A 23,521-nucleotide genomic window follows, 5' to 3' on the forward strand; every position below is an offset into this window, starting at 1 on the left:
AGAATTGCCACAAATCTGTACAATAGCCGACCGATTTTATCTTTTTACTAATCTTTATTTTTAAGCAATATGACGCAAAAATTACATATTAAAACATGGGGCTGTCAGATGAATGAGTATGATTCATCAAAAATGGCCGATCTTCTCTTAAATACACATGGTTTGGAATTAACTGATATTCCAGAAGAAGCAGATGTGTTACTTCTTAACACCTGTTCTATCCGTGAAAAAGCACAAGAAAAAGTGTTCCATCAGCTAGGTCGTTGGAAAGAATTAAAAAAACAAAATCCAAAATTAGTGATTGGTGTGGGCGGTTGTGTGGCTTCTCAAGAAGGTGAACATATTCGCCATCGTGCGCCTTATGTGGATATCGTATTTGGTCCGCAAACTTTACATCGTTTGCCTGAAATGATTAACCAAATTCGTGGCGGTAAAAGTTCGGTGGTGGATGTGAGTTTCCCTGAAATTGAGAAATTTGACCGTTTACCGGAACCTCGTGCAGAAGGCCCAACCGCGTTTGTATCTATTATGGAAGGCTGTAATAAATATTGTACTTACTGCGTAGTGCCTTATACTCGTGGTGAAGAAGTCAGCCGTCCTGTTGATGATGTATTATTTGAAATTGCGCAGTTGGCCGATCAAGGTGTACGTGAAATCAATTTATTAGGCCAAAACGTAAATGCGTATCGTGGCCCTACATTTGATGGCGGTATCTGTACATTTGCGGAATTATTGCGCTTAGTGGCATCTATTGACGGTATCGACCGTTTACGTTTTACCACGAGCCACCCCATCGAATTTACTGACGATATTATTGACGTGTATCGCGACACGCCTGAGTTGGTAGACTTCGTACACTTACCAGTACAAGCAGGTTCTGACCGTATTTTAACCATGATGAAACGTGGTCATACGGCGTTAGAATATAAATCGATCATTCGTAAATTACGTGCAGTGCGTCCAAATATTCAAATCAGCTCAGATTTCATTGTGGGCTTCCCAGGTGAAACTAAGGAAGAGTTTGAACAAACCATGAATCTCATCGCACAAGTGAACTTTGATATGAGCTTCAGCTTTATCTATTCCGCACGTCCAGGCACACCTGCAGCAGATATGCCAGATGATGTTACTGAAGAAGAGAAAAAACAACGTCTTTATCTTTTACAAGAGCGTATCAACCAACAAGCGGCACAATATAGTCGCCGTATGCTTGGTACAGAGCAACGTGTATTGGTAGAAGGTCCATCTAAGAAAGATATTATGGAATTAACAGGACGTACTGAAAACAATCGTATTGTGAATTTCCAAGGCTCACCAGATATGATTGGTAAGTTTGTCGATATCAAGATTACGGATGTTTATACTAACTCTCTACGTGGTGAAGTAGTGCGTACAGAAGATCAAATGGGATTACGTATTGCACAATCTCCACAAGAAGTGATGAATCGTACTCGTAAAGAAGATGAATTAGGTGTAGGACGTTATCACGGATAATCGTTTAAAGTGAATATGAATAAGTAACCGTACGAAAGTGCGGTTATTTTTTTTATGTGTTTTTTTAGAAAAGAGAGTGGGAAAGTCTTTATCTTAAATTTTAGGTATAAAAAAACACCCGTTAAGGTGCTGATTTAAAGTGGTGGGTCGTGAAGGATTCGAACCTTCGACCAACGGATTAAAAGTCCGCTGCTCTACCGACTGAGCTAACGACCCACTGGTATGATTTTAAAATGGTGCCCGAAGCCAGACTTGAACTGGCACGCCTCGAAAGGCGAGGGATTTTAAATCCCTTGTGTCTACCGATTCCACCACTCGGGCAAATTGGAGCGGGAAACGAGGCTCGAACTCGCGACCCCGACCTTGGCAAGGTCGTGCTCTACCAACTGAGCTATTCCCGCATTTGCTTGTTGCCAAACAACGGGGCGTATTTTACGGATTTATCTTATTGTGTCAAATAAAATTCGTAAAAAATTTTTTTGATTGGTTAAAAATAATTCAAAAACAAAAGGTGCGATTAAAATAACCGCACCTTTTATTTAAAATTTAGTCAATTCTATAATTCAATGTTATCTAACAAGCTACCTTTCGCTGCTTTCAAGTATTGGAGCATTGACCAAACCGTTAAAATGGCCGCTAAATAAAGCAGTACAATTGCCAGCGTTTCCATATAAACGTTATATCGCCAGAGTAATCCACCTAAAGCGAGCATTTGGGAGGTAGTTTTTACTTTTCCAAGCCATGAAACTGCTACTTTATTTCGTTCGCCTAATTCCGCCATCCATTCACGCAAAGCTGAAACAATAATTTCACGTGAAATTACAATAATAGCTGGAATGGTAATCCAGAAAGAATGTTGATATTCCACAATTAATACAAGCGCAGTAATAACCATCACTTTATCGGCAACAGGATCAAGGAAAGCACCGAAACGGGTTGTTTGTTTTAATTTTCGAGCGAGATAGCCATCAAACCAGTCGGTGACACCAGCAATAAAGAAAATAAGCGTTGTAATAAAAGGTGCTGAAGGGATGGGCAAATAAAATGCCACGACGAAGAATGGAATTAAAATCACTCGGAGAATCGTCAGGAAAATAGGAATATTATATTTCATAAAAATAACCGCACTTTGGTTAAAGATACGTTCATTCTAAAGGATCTACAAAAATAAAAAAAGCCACTTAATGTGGCTTTTTCTTAAAAATTAAAGTTTGTCAGCGTTTTGTTTCAAGTATTTAGCAACACCTTCAGGGCTGTCTTTCATACCTTCTTTGCCTTTTTCCCATTGAGCAGGGCAAACTTCACCGTGTTCTTCGTGGAATTGTAATGCATCTACCATGCGTAACATTTCATCGATGTTACGACCTAATGGTAAGTCATTAACCACTTGGTGACGAACAATGCCGTTTTTGTCAATTAAGAAAGAACCACGTAGTGCAACACCTTCTTCAGGGTGTTCGATACCGTATGCTTTAGCAATCTCGTGTTTAACGTCTGCAGCTAATGCATATTTAACTGCACCGATACCACCATTTTCAGTTGGGGTATTACGCCATGCATTGTGAGTGAATTCTGAGTCGATAGATACACCAACAACTTCAACACCACGTTTTTTGAACTCTTCGTAACGGTGGTCGAATGCGATTAACTCAGATGGGCAAACGAAAGTAAAGTCTAATGGATAGAAGAATAATACTGCCGCTTTACCATTGATGTGTTTCTTGAAATTGAAGTTATTAACGATTTCCCCGTTGCCTAAAACTGCAGCGCAAGTAAAATCTGGAGCTTGACGAGTTACTAATACCATAGTCATAATTCCTATATGAAAGTGAATAAAAATTTTGCGGATGCAAAAAGTCGCCGATTATTCTAAGAAAATTAATCGCACTTTAACAGCTGTTTTTATCTATTGAATTAATTAATATTGTCTAAGTTACAGGTGAAATATATGTCAGAACATCATACTTTATCGACCACACTGGTTCATGCAGGGCGTAAAAAACGTTTTACTCAAGGCTCAGTTAACCCCGTGGTTCAACGCGCATCTTCTTTAGTATTTGAGACCATTGCGGATAAAAAACATTGCACAAAAAATCGTTACAAAGGAGAACTTTTTTACGGTCGTCGTGGCACGTTAACGCACTTTGCTCTTCAAGATTTAATGTGTGAAATGGAAGGCGGGACAGGTTGTTATCTTTATCCTTGTGGGGCCGCAGCCGTAACAAATGCTATTTTATCCTTTGTGGAAACAGGCGATCATGTCTTAATGACAGGTGCGGCGTATGAGCCGACACAAGATTTTTGCAATGTGATTTTGAAAAAAATGCATATTGATACGACCTATTATGATCCCATGATAGGCGCAGATGTTGCTAAACTCGTGCAGCCAAATACAAAAGTTTTATTTTTAGAGTCACCAAGTTCTTTAACGATGGAAGTACCAGATATTCCAGCGATTGTTAAAGCGGTTCGAGAAGTAAGCCCTGAAATCGTCATTATGATCGATAATACATGGGCTGCAGGGGTATTATTTAAAGCGTTAGAGCACGGTATTGATATTTCTATTCAAGCAGGAACGAAATATTTAGTAGGGCATTCTGATATTATGATTGGTACAGCCGTGGCTAATGCACGTACTTGGGATAAATTGCGTGAGCATTCTTATTTAATGGGACAAATGGTTGACGCCGATTCTGCTTATACGACAGCACGCGGTATTCGTACCTTAGGTGTGCGATTAAAACAACATCATGAAAGTAGTTTAAAAGTGGCCAAATGGTTAAGTGAACAACCACAAGTTAAAGCAGTGTATCATCCTGCGCTACCAAGCTGTCCAGGCCATGAAAACTTTAAACGTGACTTTACCGGCGCAAGCGGTTTATTCTCTTTTGAATTACATAAACGTTTAAACGATGAAGAGCTTTCCGCCTTTATGGATCATTTTGAGCTTTTCACAATGGCTTATTCTTGGGGCGGGTTTGAATCTCTCATTTTATGCAATCAACCAGAAGAAATTGCAAAAATTCGCCCAGGTATTGAGCGTAAATTAACAGGTTCATTAATTCGTGTGCATATTGGATTTGAAGACACGGATGAATTAATTGCTGATCTTCAAGCAGGCTTTGACCGAATCAAATAAGAAAGGGGCTGTTTATGTAAACAGCCCTTATTTACTCAATCTTTGAGTTGATTTATCATAGTCAGCATTTTTAGTCACTAGAGAAGAACAATGAAACATATTCATATTTTAGGCATCTGCGGTACCTTTATGGGCGGCGTTGCGATGATTGCCAAACAAATGGGCTATAAAGTAACGGGTTCCGATACCAATGTTTACCCACCGATGAGCACTTTTTTACAAGAACAGGGCATTGAAATTATTCCTAATTATGATGTAGCTCAACTTCAGCCTGCGCCAGATATGGTGATTGTCGGAAATGCCATGAAACGCGGTAATCCTTGCGTGGAATATGTTTTGGATAATGCCTTGCCTTACACATCAGGACCTCAATGGTTACACGACCATTTATTGCGTAACCGTTGGGTGTTAGCGGTTTCAGGTACACATGGTAAAACCACAACAACGGGTATGTTGACTTGGATTTTAGAACAAAATGGGTTAAAACCAGGTTTCTTAATCGGTGGGATTGCGGGGAATTTTGGCACCTCTGCTCGTTTAGGGGAAAGTGAATTCTTTGTAATTGAAGCGGATGAGTATGATACGGCGTTCTTTGACAAGCGTTCTAAATTTGTACATTACAATCCGAAAACATTGATTATTAACAATATTAGCTTCGATCATGCTGATATCTTCGATGATCTTCATGCGATCCAGCGTCAATTCCATCATATGATCCGAACCATTCCTTCCACAGGACGCGTTCTTTCTTTTGCAGATGAACAGAGCGTGAAAGAAACCCTCAATATGGGTTGTTGGTCAGAACAGCAATTTATCGGTAAAGATAAAGAATGGTTTGCGGAACGTATTACCAATGATTGTTCAGAATTTGCTGTATTCCATCATGGTAAAAAAGTTGCTGAAGTGAAATGGAATATTGTCGGACAACACAATATGCACAATGCTTTAATGGCGATTGCGGCGGCTTACCATGCGGGTGTCAAAATTGAAGATGCATGTCATGCATTAGGTAGCTTTATCAATGCAAAACGTCGTTTAGAAGTGAAGGGGGAAGTAAACGATATTACGGTTTATGATGACTTCGCTCACCATCCAGAAGCCATTCTGGCGACACTTACTGCGTTGCGTGACAAAGTAGGTGGTGGCGTACGTATTCTTGCTGTATTAGAGCCTCGTTCAAACACCATGAAAATGGGTGTGCATAAAGATGAAATTGCACCAGCACTTGGGCGAGCTGATGCGGTGTTTATGCTACAACCAGATAATATTCCATGGGATGTAGCTGAAATTGCGGGAGCATGTGTTCAACCAGCACATTACACAGGAAATATTGATAAATTAGTGGATATGATTGTGGCTGAAGCGAAACCAACGGATCAGATTCTTGTGATGTCAAACGGTAGCTTTGGTGGCATTCATCAAAAGATTTTAGATCGATTAAAATAATCTCAATGCAAAGTGCGGTCAAAAATGAGAGTGTTTTTGACCGCACTTTTTATCATCAAAAATAAGGAAATAGCATGGCTGATCCACATATTGAATCTCCAATGGATGTTTGGGATAAACTCACCGTCATTATTTATCGCACAGGCTTTGTGATTGCGGCATTTAGCATCTTGGCTTTAACTTGGTATCCTCAACAGGCTCAAATTGGCGTATTGATTGCAGCAACTTGTTGTGCATCATCGCTTCATATTTATTTAAAGCATTTCCGCTTAACATTTCAATTTGCCACGTGGCTTGCACTCTTATGTGCGCTTTTAGGTTGGCATGAATTAGCGTTAGGTGGTGCATTAGTCACACTGGGCGGTTTATGTTTTAAAGAATACTTCTGTTTTAGAGTACCGCTATTAAATTTACAACCTGCATTTGTCGCCGCACTTTGGTTTGCTTGGGTATTTGAGAGTGGTTGGATTGCTCGAATTTTATCGTTGATTGTCGGCGGATTATTATTAATTCTTGCTGTTCAAAAATGGCGAATGCCATTGCATTTTGATATCGGTGATAAGACAAAGTATCAAATCTAATAAGATTGATAGATAAAGGCATAATGTTTCAGGAGGTTGTGCCTTTTTATTTCGATTCAATTTTATCTTTATCTAAAAACGAAAAAAGCACCGAAATTTCGGTGCTTTGTAATTTGGTTGCGGGGGCCGGATTTGAACCGACGGCCTTCGGGTTATGAGCCCGACGAGCTACCAAGCTGCTCCACCCCGCGTCTGATGGCGCGTAATATACTCGTTTCAAAAATTATTGCAAGATTTAAACTGAATTTGACTTTCCGTTTGTTAAGAAAATAAACAATGTGAATATTAATTAATCATTTTATGAAATAGTGCTAGTCCTAAAAGGGAATTTTTGATAGCGTATGCAACTTTGTATTAGTTAGTTTAATTTAGGAAAATGAGAATGAAATTTCGTCAAAATCTCGCCGTAAAAATACTCTCTGTAATGGCGGCAGTTTCGGTGCTTGCGTCATGTGGTTCAGCACCAAGTAAAGTCTCTTCAAAAAATAATTCTAGCTTGCCGCGTACTGCGACAGGCGATGATCCACAAAAATTTGGGGCAAAGTATAGTGGACGTAATTATCAACAAGCTATTTTAAGCCCAGTGGCATCCGTGGAGAACAAAGGTGCGGTTGTAAACCAAGGTGATTTTTTAACGCAGTTGACGAATGTTCGTGATTATTCAAGTTCATTAACAAATCGCTTTGCTGCTAATTATGGCAAAATCACTAACTGGGTACTTGCAGGAGCCAATGTGAATGAATTAGCACAATACGGCATTAACCCACAGATTATGAAAGGTTTTGATGGTTATCAAAACGTGTTAATGACAGGTTATTATTCACCTGTGATTCATGCACGCCGTACTGCACAAGGTCAATATCAACACCCAATTTATGCGATGCCAAGCTATAAACGTTATAGCCGAGCAGAAATTTATAATGGTGCATTGGCAGGACAAGGCTTAGAGCTCGCTTACAGTGATTCAATGATGGATAACTTCTTATTAGGCGTGCAGGGTAGTGGCTATGTTGATTACGGTGATGGCAATTTAAATTATTTAGCCTATGCTGGCCAAAATGGCTATAAATATCAAGCTGTTGGGCGTTTGTTGGTAGAAGATGGTGAAATTCCAAAAGAAAAAATGTCTATCCAAGCGATTCGTGAATGGGGGAAAGCAAACCCATCTCGAGTACGAGAATTGTTAGAACGTAATCCATCTTATGTTTTCTTTAAAAACGATCCAACAGGTGAAGTGAAAGGTTCTGCAGGCGTGCCTTTAGTACCTATGGCAGCAGTTGCTTCTGATCGCAATGTCATTCCTTCTGGTACCGTATTATTGGTTGAAGTGCCAGATATTGATAATGATGGTAACTGGATGGGCACGCACAAATTACACTTAATGGTGGCACTTGATGTGGGCGGCGCGGTAAATGGTCACCACTTTGACTTATATCGTGGTATTGGTGATCAAGCAGGCCATATCGCGGGTTTATCAAAACACTATGGACGCGTTTGGGTACTACAATAATGGCTCGTGTCGATAACTACGAACAACGTTTTGGCGGCATTGGTCGCCTTTATACCCCAGAAGGCTTGGCGCGTTTGCGTCAGACTCATGTGTGCGTTATTGGTATTGGCGGCGTAGGTTCGTGGGTAGTGGAAGCGCTTGCGCGAAGTGGCGTAGGGCAGATCACCATGATTGATATGGATGATATTTGTGTCACCAATATTAATCGTCAGCTTCCTGCATTAAGCGGCAATATTGGCAAGCTTAAAACGGAAGTAATGGCAGAGCGCGTTAAGCTGATTAACCCAGAATGTGCGGTGAATATTATCGATGATTTCATTTCACCGGATAATCAAGCAGAGTATTTAAATCGCGGTTATGATTATGTCATTGATGCCATTGATAATGTGAAAATCAAAGCGGCGATGATTGCCTATTGCAAACGTAATAAAATCAAGATTATCACTATTGGTGGCGCAGGTGGTCAGACAGATCCATCCAAAATCCAAATTGCTGATTTAAGCAAAACGATCCAAGATCCATTATTGGCGAAAGTGCGGTCAGTTTTACGTAAGGATTTTAATTTTAGCCAAAATCCACAACGTAAGTTCGCAGTTGATGCTGTGTTTTCCAGTCAGCCTCTGATTTTCCCTAAAATGGGCGAGGGCTGTGAAGTATCAGCCACCATGAATTGTGCAAATGGCTTTGGTGCAGCAACCATGATAACTGCAACTTTTGGATTTTTTGCCGTTTCCAGGGTAATAGACAAGTTATTAAAATAAAGAAATGAAGCAACGTGAAAACGTTGCTTTTTCTTTATGAATAAAAGTATTCAATAAGATGAAGAAATATCACTTCATTTTTTTAATTTGAAATGTTGCAATTTTATCAAAAAGGCGTAGTCTATGTTGGCTTTGAGAATAATTCCCAATAAAAGTAAGGAAACAAAAATGAAACAAGTATTAAAAATGAGTGCAATTTCTACCGCACTTTTAACGCTTCCAATGATGGCAAATGCAGATGTATTGGCATCCGTGAAACCCCTCGGTTTTATTACATCGTCTATTGCTAATGGTGTAACAGATACGCAAATTTTAGTGCCAGCAGGTGCTTCTCCACATGATTACAGCTTAAAGCTTTCAGATGTGCAAAAAGTGAAATCGGCGGATTTAGTGGTTTGGGTTGGTGAAGATATTGATGCTTTCTTAGCAAAACCAATTAGCCAAATTGATAGCAAAAAAATCATCAATATTTCTGAGATTCCAGAAATTAAACCGCTTTTAAGCAAGGTCCATCATGAACATTATCATGAAGGCGATGAAGATGAGCACGGGCATGATCATAAGCATGGACACGATCATAAGCACGAGCATGGCCATGACCATGAGCATCACCACCACGATGTAGATGAAAATGGGTTAAGCGTGAACTGGCACTTATGGTATTCACCAGCCATCAGCCAAATTGTGGCACAAAAAGTGGCGGATAAATTAACGGAACAATATCCGGATAAAAAAGAGCTCATCGCGAAAAACTTAGCCGATTTTAACCGCACTTTGACCGAGCAAAGCGATAAGATCAAAGCGCAATTAGCCCCACTCAAAGATAAAGGCTTCTTTGTATTCCATGATGCTTATAGCTATTTCAACGATGCTTATGGTTTAAATCAAACCGGTTATTTCACCATTAATCCATTAGTGGCACCTGGTGCAAAAACCATTGCTCACATCAAAGAAGAAATTGAAGAACATCGTGTAAATTGTCTTTTTGCGGAGCCTCAATTCACACCAAAAGTGATTGATACGCTTGCGCAAAGTACAAAAGTTAATGTTGGTCGTTTAGATCCTATTGGTGATAACGTACAGCTTGGTCCAAATTCCTATGCGAATTTCCTTCAAGCCACCGCTGATAGCTATGCTCAATGTTTAAGTAAATAATCAAAAATCTCCCCCTTACCCCCTCTTTATAAAAGAGGGGGAATATTCTTGAAATATCCCCAAATTTAACCGCACTTTCGTGCTATAATTCGCCCAATTTTTCCCTATCGAGAAAACACATGAAACAACTATTTGCCACAACTGCCCGTGGTTTTGAAGAACTATTAAAAGTCGAACTCACAGAGCTTGGTGCAACGGAATGTAAAATTGCACAAGGCGGCGTACATTTTCAGGCTGATGATGAAACACTTTATCGCAGCTTATTATGGTCACGTTTGTCTTCGCGTATTTTGTTACCGATTGTAAATGGAAAGGTATATAGTGATTTAGACTTGTATTCAATTGTGACAGGGCAGGATTGGTTAAGTTATTTTGATGAGAAAGCCACATTTTTTGTTGATTTCAATGGGACAAACCAAGAAATTCGTCACACCCAATTTGGTGCGATGCGAGTGAAAGATGCCATTGTGGATTATTTTGAACGCCAAGGGAAAGCGCGTCCAAATGTGGATAAAGACTATCCAGATGTGCGAATTCATGCTTATTTAAATAAAGAAGAACTCGTCGTTTCACTCGATTTAAGTGGCGAAGCATTGCATTTACGTGGCTATCGTGAAGATACAGGCCAAGCGCCTTTACGTGAAACCTTAGCCGCTGCGATAGTGCTTCGTTCAGGTTGGAAAAAAGGGACACCATTAGTGGATCCAATGTGCGGTTCGGGTACTTTGTTAATCGAAGCTGCACAAATGGAAGCACAAATTGCACCGCAATTACATCGTTTACATTGGGGCTTTGATTGCTGGAAAGGGCATAATCAAGATGCTTGGGATGAGGTGAAAGCAGAAGCGGTACAGCAAGCTGAAGCTTATTTTAATCAAAATCTAAAACCGCATTTTTATGGCTTCGATCTCGATCATCGCGTTCTGAAAAAAGCGCAAAAGAACGCACAAAATGCAGGCGTAGCACACTTAATTCACTGGAAACAAGGTGATGTCGCCGCATTAAAAAATCCAAGTCCAGATGAAGTGGGAACAGTGATTTGTAACCCACCTTACGGTGAGCGTTTAGGTACAACTCCTGCTTTGATTGCACTATATTCAGTCTTTGGGCAACGTCTTAAAAATGAATTTGGTGGTTGGAATGCGTCGATTTTCAGTAGTGAATCTACGTTGCTTGATTGTTTGCGTATGCGTTCACATCGTCAATTTAAAGCAAAAAACGGTCCGTTAGATTGTGTTCAGAAGAATTATCAAATTTCAGAACGTAAAGAAAGTGTGGCTGAAAATCCGCTTGAATTTGACCGCACTTCAACGGTAGCGGTGGATTTTGCGAATCGTTTGCAGAAAAATATCAAGAAAATTGAAAAATGGGCGAAGCAGCAAGGTCTTGATGCGTATCGTTTATATGATGCCGATTTACCGGAATATAACGTGGCAGTGGATCGTTATGGTGATCATATTGTGGTGCAAGAGTATGCCGCACCCAAAAATATTGATGAAAATAAAGCGCGTCAACGTTTATTAGATGCAGTGACTGCAACCTTGCAAGTCACTGGTATTGAAACCAATAAACTGATTTTGAAAGTGCGTCAAAAACAAAAAGGTACGAATCAATATGAAAAATTGGCCAATAAAGGCGAATATTTCTATGTGAATGAATACGGCGCTCAGCTTTGGGTGAATTTGACGGATTACTTGGATACAGGATTATTTTTAGATCATCGCTTAACCCGTAAAATGCTTGGCGAAATGGCAAAAGGCAAAGATTTCCTCAATCTTTTTGCTTATACCGGTTCCGCAACAGTGCATACGGCATTAGGCGGGGCAAAATCGACGACGACCGTGGATATGTCTAACACCTATTTAAACTGGGCAGAACAAAACCTGATTTTAAATGATATTGAAGGCAAGCAGCACAAGCTCATACAAGCAGATTGTTTGCAGTGGTTAGAGAAATGTGATCGCCAGTTTGATTTAATTTTCGTGGATCCGCCAACATTCTCGAATTCTAAACGTATGGAAGATAGTTGGGATGTACAACGTGATCACATCAAATTGATGCGTAATCTTAAACGTATTTTACGCTCTAACGGCACCATCGTGTTCTCGAACAATAAACGTGGTTTTAAAATGGATTTTGAGGCGTTAGATGAATTGGGATTAAGTGCGGTCGAAATTTCAGCTAAAACCTTACCGCTTGATTTTGAGCGTAATAAACAAATCCATAATTGCTGGTTTGTGACAATGAAAGCTTAAAAAAAAGCCCGATAATGATTTATCGGGCTTTTTTATTATTCAACTTCTTTTTGTTTCTCTGTTTCTGAATCATCATGAAGAAGGATTTCAACCACTGCTTCGTCATTGGTGTCATCTTCTTTTTCTAAGATCTCAGCCGTTTCTTCATTGAGTGCTTCAGCATCAGAATGTGGTTTAACGAAAGGTTTTGGCATCCAATATTTTCGAATGATGTCTGTAGAAAAACCATGTAAAACTTCTTCATTCAATCGTTCTTGATCTAAGTAACGAACTTCAGCAATGACCTCATCAGCTTCAATTTTATTGATACCTAATTGCATTAGTGTTGCACGACTGAGCGTCAATGCAGATTCAAAGGTTTCACGCACGATAAAGTCTACATCTTGCTTAATAAGACTCACGGTTGTTTGGCGGTCATAAGTTCGCGCCAAAATTGGGAGTTTCGGATAAGCATCTTTCAAATTCTGAACGATGTTTTCAATACGTTGTGTATCGTTAATCCCGATGACAACACATTTGGCTTTTTCGATACCCGCTGCACGTAAAACATCAAGGCGAACACCGTCACCGTAATAAACTTTAAAACCGAATTTCGCTGCCGCACGGATGTTTTCGATGTTACGGTCAATCACCGAGACGTTAATGCCACGAACCAGAAGCGATTGACACACGATTTGGCTGAAACGACCAAAACCAATCACGAGCACGCTATCTTCTAAATCCACAATTGGATCAAGATCGCTAGTATCGACTTTTTCCTCTTGATTCGCTGATTTGCGTTGGTTAATTTTACGCATCAATAAACCAATCAATGGGGAGAATAGCATCGAAATAATGACAGCTGCAGTAAAAGTCGCATTTTGATCTTTTGTCATCACGCCTGCAGTCGTCGCAGCAGAGAAGAGTACGAATGCAAATTCACCACCGTGCGCCATAATGGTCATTCGCCCAACTGATTCGGTGCGGTCTAGTTTTGTAATACGTGCCACGGTATAAACGGCTAAGGCTTTGCCGACGATGTAAAGGCATACAATACCTAACAACCAAACCGCATCATTGAAGACTAAACTGAGGTCAAGCGACATTCCCACGCCCATAAAGAAGAGACCAAGCAATAAACCACGGAATGGTTCAATATCGGCTTCTAATTGGTGGCGGAATGCGGATTCTGAAAGCATTACACCCGCAACGAATGCGCCCATCGCCATTGAAAGGCCACTCGCTTCCATGGCTAATGCAGCACCTAACACCACAAGTAAGGCGGCAGCTGTCATCATTTCGCGAATATGAGCTTTGGAAATCAAACGGAAAATTGGGTTCATTAACCATTTACCCGCAACCACTAAACCGACAACGGCACCGAGTGCAATAGCAATAGATGTCCAGTTTGTGTGATGTTCAATATGTTTGGTTTCAGGCGTTAAAAAGGCAATAGAAGCCAATAATGGCACAATGGATAAATCTTCAAAAATTAAGGTAGAAATAACGCGTTGGCCTTTTGGTGTATTCGTAATCCCGCGTTCTTCTAATACCTGCATAACAATAGCGGTGGAAGAAAGGGTAAAGCCCATACCCGCAATAAATGCGACCTCTTTAGGAAGATTTAAAATATAGATACCAGCAAAGGTAAGCAGAACACCACATAGCCCGACTTGTAAAAGACCTCGCCCGAAAATAGCTTTTCGCATTGCCCATAATCGTTCGGGGTGCATTTCTAAGCCGATAATAAATAAGAACATGACTACGCCGAGTTCTGCCATATGTAGCACTGATTCCGCATCTTTAATAAAACTAAATACGGAAGGTCCAATTAAACAGCCTGCCACTAAATAACCCAACACGCTACCTAAGCCAATACGCTTAAAAAGTGGCACGATAGTGACACTGGTAGCAAGCAGGACAACAGTTTTAATTAATTCAGGGCTGACGACATTCGACATAGGGCAAAAAACCTTAGTAAAAACAGGGAGTATGAGAAGAAAGTTGAGTTGTATTCTAGCCTTTTTTCACTAAATAAAAAACACAGAAAAGCAAGAAATTGGTATAATTTACAAAAACTTTACACGCATAAAAATGGTCAGTTTTTTATTCACAAGCTCACTCGTTCGCTTGTTCACCCCTTGTGGGGCCGTTGGCAAAGCCAACGTTGAAAAACCTACGTTTTTTTTGACCGCACTTTAGAGGTATTATGACATTACAATTCAATATGGTCGCGTTGCTATTGGTTTTCTTAATTGTTTTAGGTTTAATTAGCCAAAATAGCGCGATTACCATCTCAGCCGCTGTGCTGTTAATTATGCAGCAAACCTTATTATCCAAATACATTCCTATACTCGAACAATACGGTGTCAAAATTGGGATCATCATTTTAACGATTGGTGTTCTTGCACCGTTAGTGTCGGGAAAAATTCAGTTTCCAGATTTAAGTTCATTTTTAAACTGGAAAATGGGGGTGTCGATTGCAACGGGAATATTAGTCGCATGGCTCGCGGGGAAAGGCGTGCCATTAATGAGTGAACAACCTGTTTTAGTCACAGGGTTATTAATTGGTACGATTATTGGTGTATCTTTCTTAGGCGGTATTCCGGTGGGACCTCTCATCGCTGCAGGGATTTTATCGGTATTAATAGGAAAATTTTAAATGAAAAACAAATGGTTATTTATCGCGGGATTAAGCGGTTTTTTGTGTGTGGCGATTGGTGCTTTTGCGGCACATGGATTAAGCAAGGTTTTAGAACCTAAAGAATTAGCCTGGATTGAAACGGGTGTGAAATATCAAATGTTCCACACCATTGCGATTTTAGCGATTGGCATTTTGCAATTATGCCGTGAATCATTGGTTGTAAATAAAATGGCTAATTTCGCTGCAGGGGCTTGGGCGTACGGCATTCTTCTTTTTAGTGGCAGCCTTTATGCACTTGCACTTGGTGCAGGCAAATTCCTCGTTTGGGTGACACCGATTGGAGGCACGCTCTTTTTAATTGGTTGGCTTTGCTTGGCTTACGGTGGTTTTAAAAGTAAATCAGTATGAAGAACAAATCAGTCAAACGTGAATTAAATCCGATACAACAATCTCTCTTTTCGAAACTAAACGATATTATGCTGGTGGATCAACGTCGTTTATCTGCCCGCATTCATGGTATTGGAAAAATTAAAAGCCCAGAGGCACAACAAGCCGTTGCCGCAGAAATCCAGCTGCAGATTGAACAGGCTCAATTACGTGTAGAAAATCGTAAAAGTGCGGTGCAAAATCCCATCATTTTTCCAGAGAGTTTGCCCGTTAGCCAACGCAAAGCAGAAATTCAAAAACTGCTTTCTGAACATCAGGTTATTGTGGTGGCAGGGGAAACGGGGTCGGGTAAAACCACCCAATTGCCGAAAATGTGTTTGGAATTAGGTTTCGGCAATTTGGGCATGATTGGTCATACCCAGCCACGCCGTATTGCTGCTCGTTCGGTGGCGGCACGTATTGCGGAAGAGCTGGAAACGGAACTTGGCGGTTTAGTCGGTTATAAGGTTCGTTTTAACGATCAAATCAGTGATGATACACAAATCAAATTGATGACCGACGGGATCCTGCTAGCAGAAATTCAAAACGATCGTTTTCTCAATCAATATTCTTGTTTGATTATCGATGAAGCCCACGAACGTAGCCTAAATAACGATTTTATTCTCGGTTATCTGAAACAGCTTTTACCACGTCGTCGTGATTTAAAACTTATCATCACATCCGCGACTATTGATGTGGAACGTTTTTCTAAACACTTTAACAATGCCCCGATTATTGAAGTCTCGGGCAGAACCTACCCTGTTGAAGTACGTTATCGACCCGTAGTGGAAGAAGACGATCAAGATCAGCTACAAGGCATTCTTAACGCGGTGGATGAACTGCAAGCAGAAGGTCGGGGCGATATCTTGATCTTTATGAACGGTGAGCGTGAAATTCGCGATACCGCCGAAGCTTTACAAAAACAAAATCTAAAACACACGGAAATTCTACCGCTCTTTGCACGCTTGTCTGCGCAAGAACAAAATAAAATCTTCCATCCGAGCGGATTAAATCGCATCGTGTTGGCGACCAACGTCGCAGAAACCTCATTGACCGTGCCGGGCATTAAATATGTGATTGACCCAGGTACTGCACGAATTTCCCGTTATAGTTATCGCACCAAAGTACAACGTTTACCGATTGAACCTATTTCACAGGCATCTGCTAATCAGCGTAAAGGTCGTTGTGGTCGTGTGAGCGAAGGGATTTGTATTCGTTTATATTCGGAAGAGGATTTTAATTCTCGTCCAGAGTTTACCGATCCTGAAATTTTACGTACCAATTTAGCCTCCGTTATTTTACAAATGACAGCGTTGGGTTTGGATGATATTGAAGCGTTCCCATTTGTTGATGCACCGGATAAACGCCATATTCAAGATGGTATAAAACTGTTGGAAGAATTAGGTGCGTTTGAACTGGTTCGCACCAAAGCGGGCGAGAAACGTCAATTAACGGCTGCAGGTCGTCAATTATCTCAACTCCCTGTGGATCCACGTTTAGCGAAAATGTTGCTGAGCGCAGTCTCACAAGGTGCGTTACATGAAGTGATGATTATTGTTGCCGCGTTATCCATTCAAGATCCGCGCGAGCGTCCACAAGAAAAACAGCAAGCTTCCGATGAAAAACATCGTCGTTTTGCGGATAAAAAATCAGATTTCTTGGCTTTCCTCAATCTTTGGCGTTATCTACAAGAACAACAAAAAGAATTGAGTAAAAACCAATTCCGTCGCCAATGCCAAAAGGATTTCTTAAATTATTTACGTATTCGTGAATGGCAGGATATTTATCATCAAATTCGTTTAACTGTGCGTGAAATGGGCTTGCCGATTAATTCCGAAAAAGCAGAATATCAGCAAATTCATACCGCACTTTTAAGTGGTTTGCTTTCTCATATCGGTTTAAAAGAAGCGGAGAAACAACAATATCTTGGCGCACGTAATGCCCATTTTGCAATTTTCCCCAATTCTGTGCTTTTCAAAAAACAACCGAAATGGGTGATGGCGGCAGAGTTAGTGGAAACCTCCAAACTTTGGGGGCGTATGGTGGCGGAAATCGAGCCAGAATGGATTGAGCCACTTGCCGAGCATTTAATAAAAAAATCCTATTCAGAACCGCGTTGGTCAAAATCTCGTGGCACTGTGATTGCTGATGAAAAAGTCACGCTTTACGGTGTGCCGATTGTGGCAGCACGACCAGTGAATTACGGTGCTATTGATCCAACGGTAAGCCGTGAGATCTTTATTCAATCTGCCTTAGTGGAAGGGGATTGGAATACCAAACATAAATTCTTCAAAGAAAATCAACGACTCGTTCGAGAAGTAGAAGAGTTAGAACATAAAAGCCGCCGCCGCGATATTTTGGTGGATGATCGCACGCTTTTTGAATTTTACGATCAGCGTATTGGTACGGAAGTGGTTTCCCAAAAACATTTTGATACCTGGTGGAAAAAGGCGCAGCAAAAAGATCCGGAATTGCTTAATTTTGAACGTTCATTCTTGATTAATGATGATGCGGAACAAGTGAGCAAGCTGGATTTCCCGAATTTCTGGCATCAAGGCAATTTGAAACTCAAACTGACGTATCAATTTGAACCGGGTACCGATGCAGATGGTGTGACCGTGCATATTCCATTGCCATTGCTCAACCAAGTGGAAATGACAGGCTTTGACTGGCAAATTCCAGGTTTGCGTGAAGAATTGGTGATTGCGCTGATTAAATCTCTGCCGAAATCTTATCGCCGTAATTTTGTGCCGGCACCTAATTATGCCCAAGCTTTTTTAAGTCGCGCCGTGCCGTTGGAAAAACCGTTATTAGATACGCTGATTTATGAATTACGTCGTATGACGGGCGTTACCGTAGAAGCGGAACATTGGAATTGGGAACAAATTCCAAGCCATTTGAAAATGACTTTCCGTGTGGTGGATGAGAACGGCAAGAAAATTGCCGAATCCATGAATTTGGATGAGCTAAAATTCAACTTAAAAGATCGAGTGCAGGAAAGTATTTCTGCTGTGGCAGATGATGGCATTGAGCAAAGCGGGCTGCATATTTGGAGCTTTGCAGATTTACCACAATGCTACGAACAAAAACAACGTGGTTTCAGCGTCAAAGCGTTCCCAGCCATCGTAGATGAAAAAGATGCGGTAGGCATTAAACTGTTTGAAACAGAATTTGAGCAAGCGGTGGCGATGCAACAAGGTTTACGCCGTTTGTTATTGCTCAATGTTCCGTCACCAATTAAATATCTGCATGAAAAATTGCCGAATAAGGCTAAATTAGGTCTGTATTTTACCCCGTTCGGTCGTGTGTTGGATTTGATTGATGACTGTATCGCTTGTGCGGTGGATAAACTGATTGCCGATTTTGGCGGGTTTGTTTGGGATGAAGCAGGCTTTGAAAAACTACGTGATTTCGTGCGAGAAAACCTTAATGAAGTGACCGTGGATATCGCACAGAAAGTGGAGCAAATCCTCTCTCTCAATCATGCCTTAAACCAACGTTTAAAAGGTAAAATGGATTTCACCATGGCCTTTGCGTTTTCTGATATTAAGGCGCAATTAAGCGGGCTGATTTACCCAGGTTTTGTGCAAAAGAGCGGTTATGATCGCCTACCAGATTTACAGCGCTATCTGCAAGCCGTTGATAAACGTATTGATAAACTGGCTCAAGATATAAATCGAGACCGTGCGGCTATGCTACGCGTAGAACAAGTACAACAAGCTTACCAACAATTGCTGGCTAAACTGCCGAAATCTAAACCAATTTCCGATGAAGTCGCGGAAATTCGCTATATGATTGAGGAATTGCGTGTGAGTTTATTTGCGCAGCAATTAGGCACAAAGTATCAGGTGTCGGATAAGCGGATTTTGAATTTGATTGAACAGTTCAAATAGAATAACGCCATAGTGATGATAGCGTAAAGTTGTACTTACGCTATCATTTTTCTTTTGAAAGCATTACTATTTTTCAGATTTAAAACATTTCCAAAACCAACCGCACTTTCTCCCAAAAATCTTTTTGTGATCTACCTCAAATTTTCGTATTGAACTGATTTACAACTGCCAATTCAATCGCTATCTTGCTGATATTATTATTTTAATAAAGAGGTAAATTATGGATCTGATTATAGGTTTGATTGCCATTGTCTTGGTGGCATATTATATCGTGAAAGGCTATTCAGCGACCGGCGTATTGATGTTCGGTGGCTTGGTATTGTTATTCATTTCAGTGCTGATGGGACATTCGATTTTACCGGAAGGCGTGAAAAGCACCGGTTCCACCTATTTTGATATTTTAGAATATGTGAAATATCTACTCGGTAATCGTGGCGGCGGCTTAGGCTTGATGATTATGGTGTTATGTGGTTTCTCCGTGTACATGACTCATCTTGGCGCGAACGATGTGGTGGTGAAATTGGTGTCAAAACCACTGAAAAATATCCGTTCACCTTATATTTTAATGGTGTTTGCTTACTTTCTTGCATGTTTGATGTCTTTTGCCGTGTCATCTGCAACAGGTTTAGGCGTGTTATTAATGGCGACATTATTCCCTGTGATGGTCAACGTGGGGATTTCTCGTGGGGCTGCGGCAGCAATCTGTGCGTCACCAATTTCCATTATTCTTTCCCCAACATCAGGCGACGTGGTGCTTTCGGCTGAAATTTCCAAAATTCCTTTAGGTGAATTTGCATTTGGCACCGCATTGCCGGTTTCGATTTTTGCGATTTTAGGGATTGCTGTAGCACACTTCTTCTGGCAGCGTTATTTAGATAAAAAAGAAGGTGTGCAAGTAGAACGCATTAATGCAGATGACATTAAAACTACAGCACCAAACTACTACGCGATTTTGCCATTATTACCCATTATTGGCGTGTTGATTTTTGACGGTAAATGGGGTTTACCAAATTTACACATTGTTACCGTGATGGTGCTTTGTTTTATCATTACTGCTACGGTAGATTTTTTACGTAGCTTTAACGCAAAACAAACCTTCGATAATCTCATTGTGGCATATCGCGGTATGGCAGATGCCTTTGCGGGCGTGGTAATGCTTTTAGTGGCGGCTGGCGTATTTGCGCAAAGTTTAAGTACTATCGGCTTTATCACTAATTTAATCGCCTCTGCACAATCATTCGGTGGTTCAGCGTTCTTTATGATGTTAGTGCTTGCGGTGATTACCATTTTAGCCACTATGGCGACAGGTTCTGGTAACGCGGCGTTCTATGCTTTTGCAGAATTAATTCCAAAATTAGCCACTCAAATGGGCGTCAACCCAGCGTTCTTAACCATTCCAATGTTACAAGCTTCTAACTTAGGTCGTGGTTTATCACCGGTTTCTGGTGTGGTTGTAGCGGTATCCGGTATGGGAAAAATCTCACCATTTGAAATCGTAAAACGTATGTCTGTCCCAATGTTGGTTGGTTTTATTTGTGTGATTATCGGCACTGAAATCTTTGTTTCCGTTGCCGCCTAATTTGATAGGTAAAAAAGAAGGGCTGATAGTGAATATCAGCCCTTTTGTTTTGAGTTAAGTGCGGTCAATTTTCTCGCTGTTTTTGATTTTATGCATATGATGATGTTCAAAGGCTTTCACCAAATCTGCGACTTTTTCGCCTTCCGGTAAAACCAAATCTTGTGCGATATCATTAAGCGGCACAATCACGAATTCGCGATTTTTCATATCGTAATGAGGCACGGTTAAGCGTTCATTTTGAATGATTTGATCACCATAAAGCAGAATATCCAAATCCAGTGTACGCTCACCCCAACGACGTAAACGCACGCGACCTTGTTCATTTTCGATACGTTGCAATTCATCGAGCAAAGCTAAAGGTGGGCGAGTGGTTTCGATCATCGCCACCGCATTCACATAATCCGGTTGATCTTGCGGGCCTAATGGTTTACTTTGATAAAATCCGCTGACCGATTTTAATTCGGTATTAGACAGCGAAGAAATTGCCTCTAATGCGGAATTTAATTGTTCTGTCGGCGTATTTAAATTGCTGCCAAGGGCGATATATACTTGAACCATTAGTTAGCCGCCTTAGGTTTACGTCTGCGGTAATATTTTTTCTTTGGCGCTGGATGCAATTTTTGTTGCTCTTGAACCAATTGGCGACGTTGTTCTTGATTGCTGAGTTGGTACTCATGCCACCATTTTGCGAGTTCAACGGTTTCGCCACCTTCCACTTCAGCACGCATCGCCAATAAATCAAAGGCTGCACGGAATTTTTGATGTTCCATCGTGCGAGCAGGGTGAGAACCGGTACGTTTAAGCAGTTGTAATTGCAACATCCAAATATCACGAATGACGGATGTATGACGACGAGGTGCGGCTAATGATCGGCATAATTGGTCAAGCACTTCATTTCCCGCAAGGGCATAAGCATCGTGATTGTTTAAGCCACCTTCATTTTTCAACACATCCACTTTTTCGCGTAATGGATACCAGAAGAAGGCCGCAAATAAAAAGGCTGGATTAATGCGTAATTTATCGGCAATACGTTCATCCGTTGAATTTAATGAAGTTAAAATCATGCGTTCCGCAAGGCTGTCTTCTTTTTCGGTGAAATAAGGCGTTAAGCTTGGGAAAAGCTGTTCAAATAAGCCATATTGGCGAAGTAATTTGTAGGTTTTTACGCCATTGCCAGACTGCAATAATTTTAAGCTTTCATCGAATAAACGCGCTGGTGGAATATTTTTAAGCAATGGCGCAAGCTCACGAATTGGCTGTTCACTTGGTTTTTCCAAGAACATATCCAATTTCGCCATAAAGCGCACAGAGCGTAGCATACGCACAGGATCTTCTTGATAACGGGTTACAGGATCGCCAATCAGACGTAATTTTCCGTTTTTCAGGTCATCAATTCCGTTGAAGTAATCACGCAACGTATTATCTTGCGGGTTGTAGTAAAGGGCGTTTACGGTAAAGTCACGACGCTCCGCATCTTGTTCAATGGTGCCATACACGTTATCACGTAATAACATCCCTTCATCACTTTGTTTCGCTTGATTTTCGCTGCGCGCATCCGAATGGCTAGCACGGAATGTGGCTACTTCGATCACATCGCGTCCAAACATAATATGAGCAAGACGGAAACGACGACCAACTAAACGGCATTGACGTTGGAATACCGCTTGAATTTGGTCGGGACGTGCATTGGTTGCCACATCAAAATCTTTTGGGTGTTTACCTAACAATAAATCACGCAAACAACCACCAACGATATAAGCATCATAACCTTGACGTTGCAATTTTTCTACCACGGTAATGGCATTACGGCTAAACATGCGTGGGTTAATACCAAAATGAGAGGCTTTAACGATATGTTTGTCGTGACGATGCACTTGGGTGTGCGTTTTTTTGTGGTGAGAAGAGGACGGGGCGATCTTGGGTTGTGAACGCTCTGCTTTTGAAACCTTTGGTTTTTCAGTTTTTGGCGCCGTTTTTGGGACAGGCGAATTTATATTGGTTTCAGTTTCTTTTTTAGTTTTTTTACCAAATAAATTTTTTATATAAGTAAGAATAATTTACTCCATTCTCTGTGTTAAATGCACATTTGATAAAAACACGAAAAGTGCGGTTGTTTTTGACCGCACTTTTTCATTGGGTTATTTGAATCAATTAACCTGCGACTTGTTTTTCACGAATTTCAGCAAGGGTTTTGCAATCGATACAAAGATCAGCAGTAGGGCGAGCTTCTAAACGACGAATGCCAATTTCTTCCCCACAAGAATCGCAATAACCGAAATCATCGGTGTCCAATTTTTTCAATGTGTATTCAATCTTTTTCATTAATTTACGCTCGCGATCGCGGTTACGTAATTCAAGACTGAATTCTTCTTCTTGGGTCGCACGGTCAGCTGGATCCGGGAAGTTTGACGCTTCATCTTGCATATGAGCAACAGTTCTTGATGCTTCTTCCACAATTTGCTCGTGCCATGCAGTTAAAATTTTTCTGAAATGAAGAATTTGATCTTCATTCATGTATTCTTCACCTTTCTTTGGTTGATAAGGTGTAACACCGGCTAAATCCAGCAAACTTAGAGATGCCTTAGACATTGATAACTCCTAATGTAGTAAAGATTTTAACGACTTCCTGTCTTGTTGTTTTGATTGATTCTTATCGGCT

Annotated in this window: 18 protein-coding genes, 4 tRNA genes and 1 pseudogene; 13 read left to right on the forward strand and 10 right to left on the reverse strand. The window is 40.8% G+C overall.

What is annotated here, in order from left to right; translation table 11 throughout:
* Positions 1–69 precede the first annotated feature (69 nt).
* The gene (miaB, locus tag INP95_RS06010) at positions 70–1,494 is read left to right on the forward strand and encodes a tRNA (N6-isopentenyl adenosine(37)-C2)-methylthiotransferase MiaB (RefSeq protein ID WP_197560321.1); all 1,425 of its coding nucleotides are present in this window, start codon (positions 70–72) and stop codon (positions 1,492–1,494) included.
* 140 nt (positions 1,495–1,634) lie between these two features.
* On the opposite strand, the gene INP95_RS06015 is transcribed toward miaB, so the two are convergent.
* The 5 genes from INP95_RS06015 to INP95_RS06035 all read right to left on the reverse strand — a co-directional run bounded on the left by INP95_RS06015 (position 1,635) and on the right by INP95_RS06035 (position 3,301).
* Positions 1,635–1,710: transfer RNA gene (locus INP95_RS06015), tRNA-Lys, on the reverse strand.
* Between the two features lie 18 nt (positions 1,711–1,728).
* Positions 1,729–1,815: transfer RNA gene (locus INP95_RS06020), tRNA-Leu, on the reverse strand.
* 4 nt (positions 1,816–1,819) lie between these two features.
* Positions 1,820–1,895, reverse strand: a tRNA-Gly gene (locus tag INP95_RS06025).
* Positions 1,896–2,050: 155 nt separating this feature from the next.
* Entirely contained in the window at positions 2,051–2,608 is a 558-nt protein-coding gene (gene pgsA / locus INP95_RS06030; protein ID WP_197560322.1) for a CDP-diacylglycerol--glycerol-3-phosphate 3-phosphatidyltransferase, read from the reverse strand.
* Between the two features lie 90 nt (positions 2,609–2,698).
* Positions 2,699–3,301, reverse strand: coding sequence for a peroxiredoxin C (locus INP95_RS06035; protein ID WP_197560323.1), 603 nt, complete (start codon positions 3,299–3,301; stop codon positions 2,699–2,701).
* Between the two features lie 141 nt (positions 3,302–3,442).
* Here INP95_RS06035 and metC point away from each other — a divergent pair, with 141 nt between their 5' ends.
* From metC to INP95_RS06050, 3 genes are all read left to right on the forward strand, one after another.
* Complete coding sequence (metC, locus tag INP95_RS06040) at positions 3,443–4,633, forward strand: cystathionine beta-lyase (protein ID WP_197560324.1); 1,191 nt, start codon at positions 3,443–3,445, stop codon at positions 4,631–4,633.
* 90 nt (positions 4,634–4,723) lie between these two features.
* Positions 4,724–6,079, forward strand: a complete 1,356-nt coding sequence (gene mpl, locus INP95_RS06045; RefSeq protein WP_197560325.1) for a UDP-N-acetylmuramate:L-alanyl-gamma-D-glutamyl-meso-diaminopimelate ligase — start codon at positions 4,724–4,726, stop codon at positions 6,077–6,079.
* Between the two features lie 74 nt (positions 6,080–6,153).
* Positions 6,154–6,660 carry a DUF2301 domain-containing membrane protein gene (locus tag INP95_RS06050; RefSeq protein ID WP_197560326.1) on the forward strand — a complete coding sequence of 169 codons (507 nt, stop codon included), beginning with the start codon at positions 6,154–6,156 and terminating at the stop codon, positions 6,658–6,660.
* A 114-nt stretch (positions 6,661–6,774) separates the two neighbouring features.
* Here INP95_RS06050 and INP95_RS06055 read toward each other — a convergent pair.
* A tRNA-Met gene (locus tag INP95_RS06055) sits at positions 6,775–6,851 on the reverse strand.
* 191 nt (positions 6,852–7,042) lie between these two features.
* Between INP95_RS06055 and mltA the strand changes: the two genes are divergently transcribed.
* The 4 genes from mltA to rlmKL all read left to right on the forward strand — a co-directional run bounded on the left by mltA (position 7,043) and on the right by rlmKL (position 12,341).
* The gene (gene mltA / locus INP95_RS06060; protein ID WP_049384451.1) at positions 7,043–8,170 is read left to right on the forward strand and encodes a murein transglycosylase A; all 1,128 of its coding nucleotides are present in this window, start codon (positions 7,043–7,045) and stop codon (positions 8,168–8,170) included.
* Positions 8,170–8,931: a tRNA cyclic N6-threonylcarbamoyladenosine(37) synthase TcdA gene (gene tcdA, locus INP95_RS06065; protein ID WP_197560327.1), complete on the forward strand. Its 762-nt coding sequence runs from the start codon at positions 8,170–8,172 to the stop codon at positions 8,929–8,931. The genes mltA and tcdA overlap by 1 nt, the downstream gene beginning before the upstream one ends.
* Before the next feature lie 168 nt (positions 8,932–9,099).
* Complete coding sequence (znuA, locus tag INP95_RS06070; protein WP_070868870.1) at positions 9,100–10,086, forward strand: zinc ABC transporter substrate-binding protein ZnuA; 987 nt, start codon at positions 9,100–9,102, stop codon at positions 10,084–10,086.
* A 119-nt stretch (positions 10,087–10,205) separates the two neighbouring features.
* Positions 10,206–12,341, forward strand: a complete 2,136-nt coding sequence (gene rlmKL, locus INP95_RS06075; RefSeq protein ID WP_197560328.1) for a bifunctional 23S rRNA (guanine(2069)-N(7))-methyltransferase RlmK/23S rRNA (guanine(2445)-N(2))-methyltransferase RlmL — start codon at positions 10,206–10,208, stop codon at positions 12,339–12,341.
* Positions 12,342–12,376: 35 nt separating this feature from the next.
* On the opposite strand, the gene INP95_RS06080 is transcribed toward rlmKL, so the two are convergent.
* Complete coding sequence (locus INP95_RS06080; RefSeq protein WP_197560329.1) at positions 12,377–14,281, reverse strand: monovalent cation:proton antiporter-2 (CPA2) family protein; 1,905 nt, start codon at positions 14,279–14,281, stop codon at positions 12,377–12,379.
* Positions 14,282–14,414: 133 nt separating this feature from the next.
* Between INP95_RS06080 and INP95_RS09945 the strand changes: the two are divergent.
* The 5 genes and pseudogenes from INP95_RS09945 to dcuC all read left to right on the forward strand — a co-directional run.
* A pseudogene (locus INP95_RS09945) lies at positions 14,415–14,519 on the forward strand (divergent polysaccharide deacetylase family protein); the annotation flags it as partial.
* 10 nt (positions 14,520–14,529) lie between these two features.
* Positions 14,530–14,982: a DUF441 domain-containing protein gene (locus INP95_RS06085; RefSeq protein WP_197560330.1), complete on the forward strand. Its 453-nt coding sequence runs from the start codon at positions 14,530–14,532 to the stop codon at positions 14,980–14,982.
* Positions 14,983–15,372 carry a DUF423 domain-containing protein gene (locus INP95_RS06090; protein ID WP_197560331.1) on the forward strand — a complete coding sequence of 130 codons (390 nt, stop codon included), beginning with the start codon at positions 14,983–14,985 and terminating at the stop codon, positions 15,370–15,372.
* The gene (hrpA, locus tag INP95_RS06095) at positions 15,369–19,283 is read left to right on the forward strand and encodes an ATP-dependent RNA helicase HrpA (RefSeq protein ID WP_197560332.1); all 3,915 of its coding nucleotides are present in this window, start codon (positions 15,369–15,371) and stop codon (positions 19,281–19,283) included. Before INP95_RS06090 ends, hrpA begins: the two co-directional genes overlap by 4 nt.
* Positions 19,284–19,503: 220 nt before the next feature.
* Positions 19,504–20,862, forward strand: coding sequence for an anaerobic C4-dicarboxylate transporter DcuC (gene dcuC / locus INP95_RS06100; RefSeq protein ID WP_197560333.1), 1,359 nt, complete (start codon positions 19,504–19,506; stop codon positions 20,860–20,862).
* Between the two features lie 54 nt (positions 20,863–20,916).
* Here dcuC and folK read toward each other — a convergent pair whose 3' ends face one another.
* The 3 genes from folK to dksA all read right to left on the reverse strand — a co-directional run bounded on the left by folK (position 20,917) and on the right by dksA (position 23,451).
* Positions 20,917–21,420, reverse strand: a complete 504-nt coding sequence (folK, locus tag INP95_RS06105; protein WP_197560334.1) for a 2-amino-4-hydroxy-6-hydroxymethyldihydropteridine diphosphokinase — start codon at positions 21,418–21,420, stop codon at positions 20,917–20,919.
* Positions 21,420–22,736 (reverse strand): polynucleotide adenylyltransferase PcnB, encoded by a 1,317-nt coding sequence (pcnB, locus tag INP95_RS06110; RefSeq protein WP_080971717.1) that lies wholly within the window; start codon positions 22,734–22,736, stop codon positions 21,420–21,422. Before pcnB ends, folK begins: the two co-directional genes overlap by 1 nt.
* 277 nt (positions 22,737–23,013) lie before the next feature.
* Entirely contained in the window at positions 23,014–23,451 is a 438-nt protein-coding gene (gene dksA, locus INP95_RS06115) for an RNA polymerase-binding protein DksA (protein ID WP_049370154.1), read from the reverse strand.
* Between the last annotated feature and the right edge of the window lie 70 nt (positions 23,452–23,521).

The organism is Haemophilus parainfluenzae, from assembly GCF_014931375.1.
GTDB lineage: Bacteria > Pseudomonadota > Gammaproteobacteria > Enterobacterales > Pasteurellaceae > Haemophilus_D.

Coding starts and splice junctions, on each gene's coding strand:
- miaB (WP_197560321.1), top strand. CDS start 70: ATGACGCAAAAATTACATATTAAAACATGGGGCTGTCAGATGAATGAG.
- pgsA (WP_197560322.1), bottom strand. CDS start 2,608: ATGAAATATAATATTCCTATTTTCCTGACGATTCTCCGAGTGATTTTA.
- INP95_RS06035 (WP_197560323.1), bottom strand. CDS start 3,301: ATGGTATTAGTAACTCGTCAAGCTCCAGATTTTACTTGCGCTGCAGTT.
- metC (WP_197560324.1), top strand. CDS start 3,443: ATGTCAGAACATCATACTTTATCGACCACACTGGTTCATGCAGGGCGT.
- mpl (WP_197560325.1), top strand. CDS start 4,724: ATGAAACATATTCATATTTTAGGCATCTGCGGTACCTTTATGGGCGGC.
- INP95_RS06050 (WP_197560326.1), top strand. CDS start 6,154: ATGGCTGATCCACATATTGAATCTCCAATGGATGTTTGGGATAAACTC.
- mltA (WP_049384451.1), top strand. CDS start 7,043: ATGAAATTTCGTCAAAATCTCGCCGTAAAAATACTCTCTGTAATGGCG.
- tcdA (WP_197560327.1), top strand. CDS start 8,170: ATGGCTCGTGTCGATAACTACGAACAACGTTTTGGCGGCATTGGTCGC.
- znuA (WP_070868870.1), top strand. CDS start 9,100: ATGAAACAAGTATTAAAAATGAGTGCAATTTCTACCGCACTTTTAACG.
- rlmKL (WP_197560328.1), top strand. CDS start 10,206: ATGAAACAACTATTTGCCACAACTGCCCGTGGTTTTGAAGAACTATTA.
- INP95_RS06080 (WP_197560329.1), bottom strand. CDS start 14,281: ATGTCGAATGTCGTCAGCCCTGAATTAATTAAAACTGTTGTCCTGCTT.
- INP95_RS06085 (WP_197560330.1), top strand. CDS start 14,530: ATGACATTACAATTCAATATGGTCGCGTTGCTATTGGTTTTCTTAATT.
- INP95_RS06090 (WP_197560331.1), top strand. CDS start 14,983: ATGAAAAACAAATGGTTATTTATCGCGGGATTAAGCGGTTTTTTGTGT.
- hrpA (WP_197560332.1), top strand. CDS start 15,369: ATGAAGAACAAATCAGTCAAACGTGAATTAAATCCGATACAACAATCT.
- dcuC (WP_197560333.1), top strand. CDS start 19,504: ATGGATCTGATTATAGGTTTGATTGCCATTGTCTTGGTGGCATATTAT.
- folK (WP_197560334.1), bottom strand. CDS start 21,420: ATGGTTCAAGTATATATCGCCCTTGGCAGCAATTTAAATACGCCGACA.
- dksA (WP_049370154.1), bottom strand. CDS start 23,451: ATGTCTAAGGCATCTCTAAGTTTGCTGGATTTAGCCGGTGTTACACCT.